General features: G+C 44.2%; 6 protein-coding genes and 1 pseudogene. 6 read left to right on the forward strand and 1 reads right to left on the reverse strand.

The annotated features are described in order from the left end of the window. The first annotated feature begins 60 nt into the window (after positions 1-60). The 5 genes from BMZ22_RS08575 to BMZ22_RS08595 all read left to right on the forward strand — a co-directional run bounded on the left by BMZ22_RS08575 (position 61) and on the right by BMZ22_RS08595 (position 4,710). Complete coding sequence (locus BMZ22_RS08575) at positions 61-1,227, forward strand: NAD(P)/FAD-dependent oxidoreductase (protein WP_090084382.1); 1,167 nt, start codon at positions 61-63, stop codon at positions 1,225-1,227. A gap of 142 nt (positions 1,228-1,369) precedes the next feature. After that, on the forward strand, positions 1,370-2,329 hold the full coding sequence (locus tag BMZ22_RS08580; protein WP_090084385.1) for an ornithine cyclodeaminase family protein: 960 nt from the start codon (positions 1,370-1,372) through the stop codon (positions 2,327-2,329). A gap of 35 nt (positions 2,330-2,364) precedes the next feature. Next, positions 2,365-2,583, forward strand: a complete 219-nt coding sequence (locus BMZ22_RS08585; protein ID WP_090084388.1) for a hypothetical protein — start codon at positions 2,365-2,367, stop codon at positions 2,581-2,583. An 18-nt stretch (positions 2,584-2,601) separates the two neighbouring features. Next, complete coding sequence (locus BMZ22_RS08590) at positions 2,602-4,065, forward strand: sodium:solute symporter family protein (RefSeq protein WP_090084391.1); 1,464 nt, start codon at positions 2,602-2,604, stop codon at positions 4,063-4,065. A gap of 60 nt (positions 4,066-4,125) precedes the next feature. Beyond that, on the forward strand, positions 4,126-4,710 hold the full coding sequence (locus BMZ22_RS08595) for a hypothetical protein (RefSeq protein WP_090084393.1): 585 nt from the start codon (positions 4,126-4,128) through the stop codon (positions 4,708-4,710). Between the two features lie 286 nt (positions 4,711-4,996). On the opposite strand, the gene BMZ22_RS08600 is transcribed toward BMZ22_RS08595, so the two are convergent. Continuing rightward, complete coding sequence (locus BMZ22_RS08600; RefSeq protein ID WP_090084396.1) at positions 4,997-5,587, reverse strand: general stress protein; 591 nt, start codon at positions 5,585-5,587, stop codon at positions 4,997-4,999. Between the two features lie 798 nt (positions 5,588-6,385). On the opposite strand from BMZ22_RS08600, the pseudogene BMZ22_RS16910 reads away from it, so the two are divergent. Further along, positions 6,386-6,594, forward strand: a pseudogene (locus tag BMZ22_RS16910) (hypothetical protein); the annotation flags it as partial.

Genomic DNA, 6,594 nt, shown 5'->3' on the forward strand with positions numbered 1-6,594 from the left:
TATAAAATAAATATAATATTGTGAATAATTTAAACAAACCTGCTGTCAGAGGTGGTCAAAATGAAAAAACAATGCGACATCATCATTGTTGGCGGTGGTGTGATCGGGTCTAGCATTGCCTTTAATTTGCTGAATGATGGTTATGATGGTGACATTATGATATTTGAAAAAGATAACGTCTATAAATACGCATCAACGCCCAGAAGTGCCGGTGGTTTGAGGCAGCTTTTTACAACAGAAGTAAATATTCAAATCAGCCGATATGGGCTGCAAAAGTATAAGACATTTGCAGAGGATATGGCAATCGGGACGGAAAAAGCCGAAATTGACTTTAAGCAGCGCGGCTACCTTTTTCTTGCCCGGGGCGAAAATGTCAGCCAGCTGCAAAAACAGCTGCAATTGCAGCATAAGCATGGTGTGCCGTCGGAATTACTGGCAAAAGAAGAACTGTCGTCAATCATTCCGGAACTGATAACCGATGATTTGCAAGGGGGGCTGTATTGTGCAGAGGATGGCTATTTGGATCCGTACTCAGTGATGCAGGGATATATCAAAAAAGCGAAGGAACTTGGAGCGGAATATGTTTATGACGAAGTTGAGACAATCCTGACCGAACGAGGAGAGGTAACAGGGGTTCGGCTTAAGAAAGGGGACGTTTATAAAGCGCCGATTGTCATCAACTGTGCCGGCCCATGGGCGCACGAATTAAGTGAGAAGATTGGGCTTCCGCTTCCGATTGTGCCGTTGAAACGACAAATTATCCAATTCGATATTGCTGAACCACTCGAAAGATATTTGCCGCTCACGATCGATCCGGCGGGTGTTTATTTCAGGCATGAAGGCAACTCACTGATAACCGGTTTGGCCGAGAAAGTAAATCCCGGGATTGATTTCAGATGGAAACGATCACTGTTTGAAGACCAGCTTTGGCCGGTTTTAGCGGCGCGTATTCCGAATTTTGAGCGGGCAAAAATCAATAACGGTTGGGCGGGTATCTACAGTCATAATACAAAAGACCAAAACGCGATCATCGGCGAACACCCAGAGCTGAATGGTTACTATATGGCGTGTGGTTTCAGCGGTCATGGCATGCAGCAGGCCCCGGCTGTCGGGAAAGGTCTATCTGAAATGATCCGGACCGGCCGCTTTGAAACATTGGATTTAAGCCCATTGCAATTTGAACGCTTTGCCACTAATAAGTTGGTTGTTGAAGGAGCCGTTGTGTAGTGGTTAAATCAAGCAGATCCTAAATTAGGACTAATTCAGTAATTTATGTAATTACGGTACGAATATTCAAAAAACGATGATAACTAATGTTTGATAGTGATAATATATATAGCAAGATTTAAGAAAAAGGGGGTAAAATAAAATGCTGTTTTTAAGTGAGCAAACTATCAAAGAAGCGGTTTCCATGAAGGATGTCATTGATGCGATTGATGCGACGTATGAAATCTATCAATCCGGCAAATTCCAAATGCCTCAGCGCATGCAAGTAAAGGAGGGCGATAATACGCTTTTGTTGATGCCGTGTTTTACAGGCGACGCGATTGGCACCAAACTAGTGACCATATTTCCGAATAACGAGTCGCTGCCGACCCTTCACGGATTGGTTGTGCTGAATGATAGTGAGACCGGTGACATTCAAGGTATTCTAAACGGAACGATTTTGACAGGTATGCGAACAGGGGCAATTGGTGGCTCGGGGGTACGCCATCTGGCTAAAGAAGATGCATCTTCGCTTGCAATCATCGGAACCGGAGTTCAGGGGCTCTATCAGGCAATAGCTGCAGTTACCGAACGACCAATCAACGATATTTATCTCTTCAACCGTTCACCCGAGAAGATCGAATCCTTCACGAAATCACTGCAGGAATGGATAGGCAAAGACGTTTCCATCAACCCATGTCATACGGTTGAGGAAGCCCTCCATGAAGCTGATATCGTGATCACTGCCACAACTTCCAACAACCCGGTTCTTCCAGATAAACAAAATTTGTTCGAAAATAAATTGATCATTGGTGTCGGTTCATTTCAGCCGACCATGCGGGAGTTTCCTGAATCAGTATTCAAAGCGGCTGACCAGGTGATTGTGGACACTGAACACGCTATCGACGAGTCGGGAGATATTGCGACACCGATTGAAAAGGGATGGGTTGACCGGGAATCGATTATAACGATGTCTGATCTGATTGCCAATAAGGCAGAAGTTAAAGAAGACAAAACCGTTGTGCTTAAAACAACCGGAATGGCTTTATTTGATGTCGTCGTTGCTAATCTGATGTATCGGAAAGCTAAGGAAAAAGGGGCAGGAACCAAATTAACCTTATAGCTGATACTTGAAAAATGATGAGAGGAGAGTTTTCTATGAAATCAAAATCCAGGTGGTCAGACCCTGGTATCATTCTTGTTGCTATATTGCTCGTTATTTCAGCAATTGTATTAATCTGGTGGCCGACTGATATCTATTTCATGGGGATTACGCTTGCAGGTTGGTTAATGTTCTTCAGTTATTTTGTATGGTTTGCGCTGTCTATTATTTACGTTGTCTGGATGGAAAAAAGAGACGCGAAAAATGGCGGATAAAAATGGAGGGATAAATCTATGCAGGTGATGGAGGCTGTCATTTTAGGTGTTTATTTAATTTTAACCACTTTAATCGGGGTATACTTCACACGTCGTGCACATTCTTCTGAAAGTGATTTTTGGACAGCTGGTAAAAGCATTAATACGTTCGTCGGTGCGTTTGCGTTGTTTGCAGCTTTAGCTAGTTCCAGTTCGCTTATGGGGGCGGTTGGATCCGGTGTCGCATTAGGGATTCCTTTCTTGTTTGCTTATGGGTTTGGGGCTGTCGCTATTTTGCCGTTTACACTTTTTCTTGTGTCAGGACAAATCAGGCGCTCAGGCGTCAACACGTTGCCTGAATTTTTCAAACAGCGATATGGAAACGCCGTGCAGTTGGTGGCTGTAGCCATCGTTGTGATTGGCATGACATTTTACATGGTACCGCAACTGACCGCTTCAGGGCTGATTGGTTCATATGTACTTGGGATTGATTATACAACTGCGGTTATCGTGCTCGGAATCGGATTTACAGTATATGCTGCACTTGGCGGGATGTGGGCAATTACGTATACTGATTTGATTCAAGGTTCTGTCATGCTTATCGGTATGCTGGTATTATCAATTCTCATTTTGTTTCAGCATGATGGTTTTTCACCATTGATTCAGGATGCACTTGCTGCCTCACCAAATTTTGGGGATGTGACACAGCCGTGGTTGTCATATTTTGGGTTGTTTTTGGCATTTCTGTGGTTCGGAATTGTGTCACCGTCTGCTGTGATGCGTAATTTTGCGTCACGGGATGCAAAAACAGCACGGCGGTCTGCCATGTGGGCTTGTCTGTTATATTTGCTTATTTTTGTCTTTGGTCTGATTGTTGCTGCAGGAGGAGCGAGTCTAGGCATTGCTGACACATTGGACAATCAGGATATGATCTTTGTATCGGTAATTGAAAATTATATGTCGCCGCTTCTGGCAGGTATTATGCTTGCAGGGCTTCTTGCGGCAATTATGTCTTCTGCTGATGCGATGCTTTTGGCAATTTCAGCTGGTGTGGCACGTGATATTTACAAGGAGTACCTTAACAAAGAGGCTTCTGAGCAAACGGTTACCAGAATCGGCTTTACCGTGATGATTGTTGCGAGCATCGTTGGCATTATCATTGCGATTAACCCACCACAGCTGATTGCGATTATGGTTGGCTGGGTAGGCGGCTTCCTGCTTTCATCGTTTGGCTTTCCGCTTGTCCTTGGAATTTGGTGGAATCGAGCGAACAAAGCGGGTGCGTTGGCAGGCATGTTGGGAGGCGCGCTCACCTTTCTGATTCTAGTCATTACAAAGCCGTTTGCGTTAGTATCAGAACCGATTATTGCATCACCAATTTCTTTGATACTGGTTATTCTCGTTAGTCTGATGACGGCACCACCATCTGCAAAGACACAGGAGCAGGTCAATCGGTATCATGCAGAGCCAACTGACGCTGATACAAAAAAATCTGCAGGATGAGAGAATTGTCAGGGTCAATCATAACCACACCCATTTGGGAATAGATAGGATGATGTATGCGTGCCAACGAAAGAAGCAACGATTAACGTCATAGGGGATCACCCCGCAATTCGAGAGAACGAATTATATAACCATGTCTATAAAGCGGCCGGGATAAAGGCCCGGCTGAGCAGCTCCATCAATGAAGATTTTCTGAGGCAGAACACAAAAACGTGTGAGTTACTATTTCATCCCTTTTGGCTTGCCAAAACACTCGTTATCGCGGATCGTCCGCCATTTCCTCCCCGTAAACAGCCTAACATGATTTTTGTTGATGCGGTGTCAGGGTATCGGGGCGTTTTCTCTAAAATCCCGCCCATTAGCAATCGGGAAATCGGTGATGGATCCATTGTAGAAACATTTATAACTGATACGGATGATGCTGAACGGTATGTGAAAAATGTCCAGGAAAACCAGATTAACCGATCGTATATTTTGAAGAAGCCGATGCATGAGATTAGAGAGATATCCCTGTTCTATCTGCCGCTGTGGAAAGTGTCGGTTAGCAGCGAGCTGTTGGACGAGACATTTTTTATAAACGGCAATACCGGCGAATCGGAAAAATTCATGTCTGAGCGCTGGCAGAACAAGGTGGATTTACTTTGATATTATTGTAAGGTGCCTGTCACCAACATGTTCTGGAAACTGTTCATCAGGGTAGGCAACAACACAACATGGCTACAATACACTCACCACGAGTTCCCCTTCCAGATTAGTATCTTCATCAAATTTGTTCGCTTGGACTGTCGAGGTGGTATTGAACTGTAAGGCAGCACCGACAAAATGAGCAAGCAGTTCAATTCAACTATAATTAACACCCCAAACGTTATGTTTGCCTATAACGTTGGGGTGTATGCCATGGTCGATGTGTTGGCATTCCTATCTTCTTGGTTTAGCGGCGCGTCGCAGTCCTGCGCTGTTTCGTCTTAGGGTTGTCCAACATACCATTGGGATACATGCTCTGGTTTTCTGTCTCGTGGGACAGGAAGGTATGGTAGACTTTACTTTCAGTTTCTTCGTCGGCTTCCACTAACACAATAATTTTCCCGTCCTTCAGATAGTTTTCATACTGCTCGGCATGCTCTTTTGGAATGCCTGCTCCGACCAGGGCGCCGACAATTCCGCCGCCGCCTGCACCGACACCGGCACCCGTTAGTGCGGCCACCAATGGTCCGGCTGCAGCTACTTGCCCGACGCCAGGGATAGCAAGCATGCCGAGGCCGGCAATTAATCCGCCGAGACCACCGAGCACACCACCGGATGCTGCACCGATCCCAGTGCCTTTCCCGGCATTTTGACCGCGCCCGTGATCATTGGTACTTACGCTGGTATTTGCCTCATCCTCGATTACGTTGACTTTATTCTTATCCCGGGCAAATACAGAAATATCATTTGTTCCATAACCATGTTCTTTCAACTCTCTGATGACCCGTTCCGTTGTACTTACATCGGAAAATACACCGCCGATAATTTTCTTATCCATCGTTGTAGCCTCCTCTTATGGATGATTTATAGACTAATACCCGTCAGCGGCAAAATATATGCATCTTGTGTATTGAAGGGGGTGAGGCTGCTCGGTATGGGATGGAGAGCGTAAGGGCATGGGCGGGTGTATGCATTTTATGGGCGCAAACACAGAAACATGTGCCGGAAGTGTTCAATTGATGTTGAATACCTGACAGTTCCGGAAGTTATTGAAATTGAAAAAGGAGCGAAATACCGGAAAGCATTGATGTACGCAGTTCGGGTATAAGCGCTAATCGCTGCAACACAGACGACCGCACAAAGCAATTGTATAGCAGCTGCTGGTTCGATTAGAGCTGGTGGCTTTTTCGTGCACATGAAAAATTTAATTTTTATCGCATTTTCTGCTGTTCTTTTTCGGTATTCTTGTAATTTCACCTTTGAATGTTTCCTGAAATAGAAATTCACCTTATTCTTGGTGTTCATAAGACAATTTTAAGGGGGGCGAACACAAACAAACGTTCTTGACTTTTTAACTGGTATCGCTTAACTTATACGTAACAATGACTAATAATTGAAGGGGATTGTATTGAGATGACGTGTGTAATTTGATGAGTTAGGTTAAATTTGGAGACTGTTATCGTAAATAGATCCATAAACAAAAAGTAGCTGTTTTATTGGAAATGCAGCATTTGCTTCAGGTCATATTTCGCCTAAGCCGGTAGCTGGCGAAGATTATCGTCTGAGGATGAAAAATAGATTTAAGATGGAATATAGCAACAAAATATTATAAAATATAAACAGGTGGGTGATCTTATTGGATAATGAAACATTGCTGGGTCGTATTCTTGAAAAGTTAGAAACACTGGAAAAAGGACAGCAAAATCACACGGCAGAAATACGTGATTTCAAGGGAGAAATGTATGACTTCAAGGGAGAGATGTATGGTTTCAAGGGAGACATGACTGACTTCACGACAGAAATGCGCGACTTTAAAGGAGACATGCAAGATTTTAAGGGAGAGAT

It is taken from the genome of Lentibacillus persicus, from assembly GCF_900112705.1.
Lineage (GTDB): Bacteria > Bacillota > Bacilli > Bacillales > Amphibacillaceae > Lentibacillus > Lentibacillus persicus.

What these genes read in the sequence shown, in the direction of transcription:
- BMZ22_RS08600 (WP_090084396.1), bottom strand. Translation starts at nt 5,587, where the DNA reads ATGGATAAGAAAATTATCGGCGGTGTATTTTCCGATGTAAGTACAACG.
- BMZ22_RS08580 (WP_090084385.1), top strand. Translation starts at nt 1,370, where the DNA reads ATGCTGTTTTTAAGTGAGCAAACTATCAAAGAAGCGGTTTCCATGAAG.
- BMZ22_RS08590 (WP_090084391.1), top strand. Translation starts at nt 2,602, where the DNA reads ATGCAGGTGATGGAGGCTGTCATTTTAGGTGTTTATTTAATTTTAACC.
- BMZ22_RS08575 (WP_090084382.1), top strand. Translation starts at nt 61, where the DNA reads ATGAAAAAACAATGCGACATCATCATTGTTGGCGGTGGTGTGATCGGG.
- BMZ22_RS08585 (WP_090084388.1), top strand. Translation starts at nt 2,365, where the DNA reads ATGAAATCAAAATCCAGGTGGTCAGACCCTGGTATCATTCTTGTTGCT.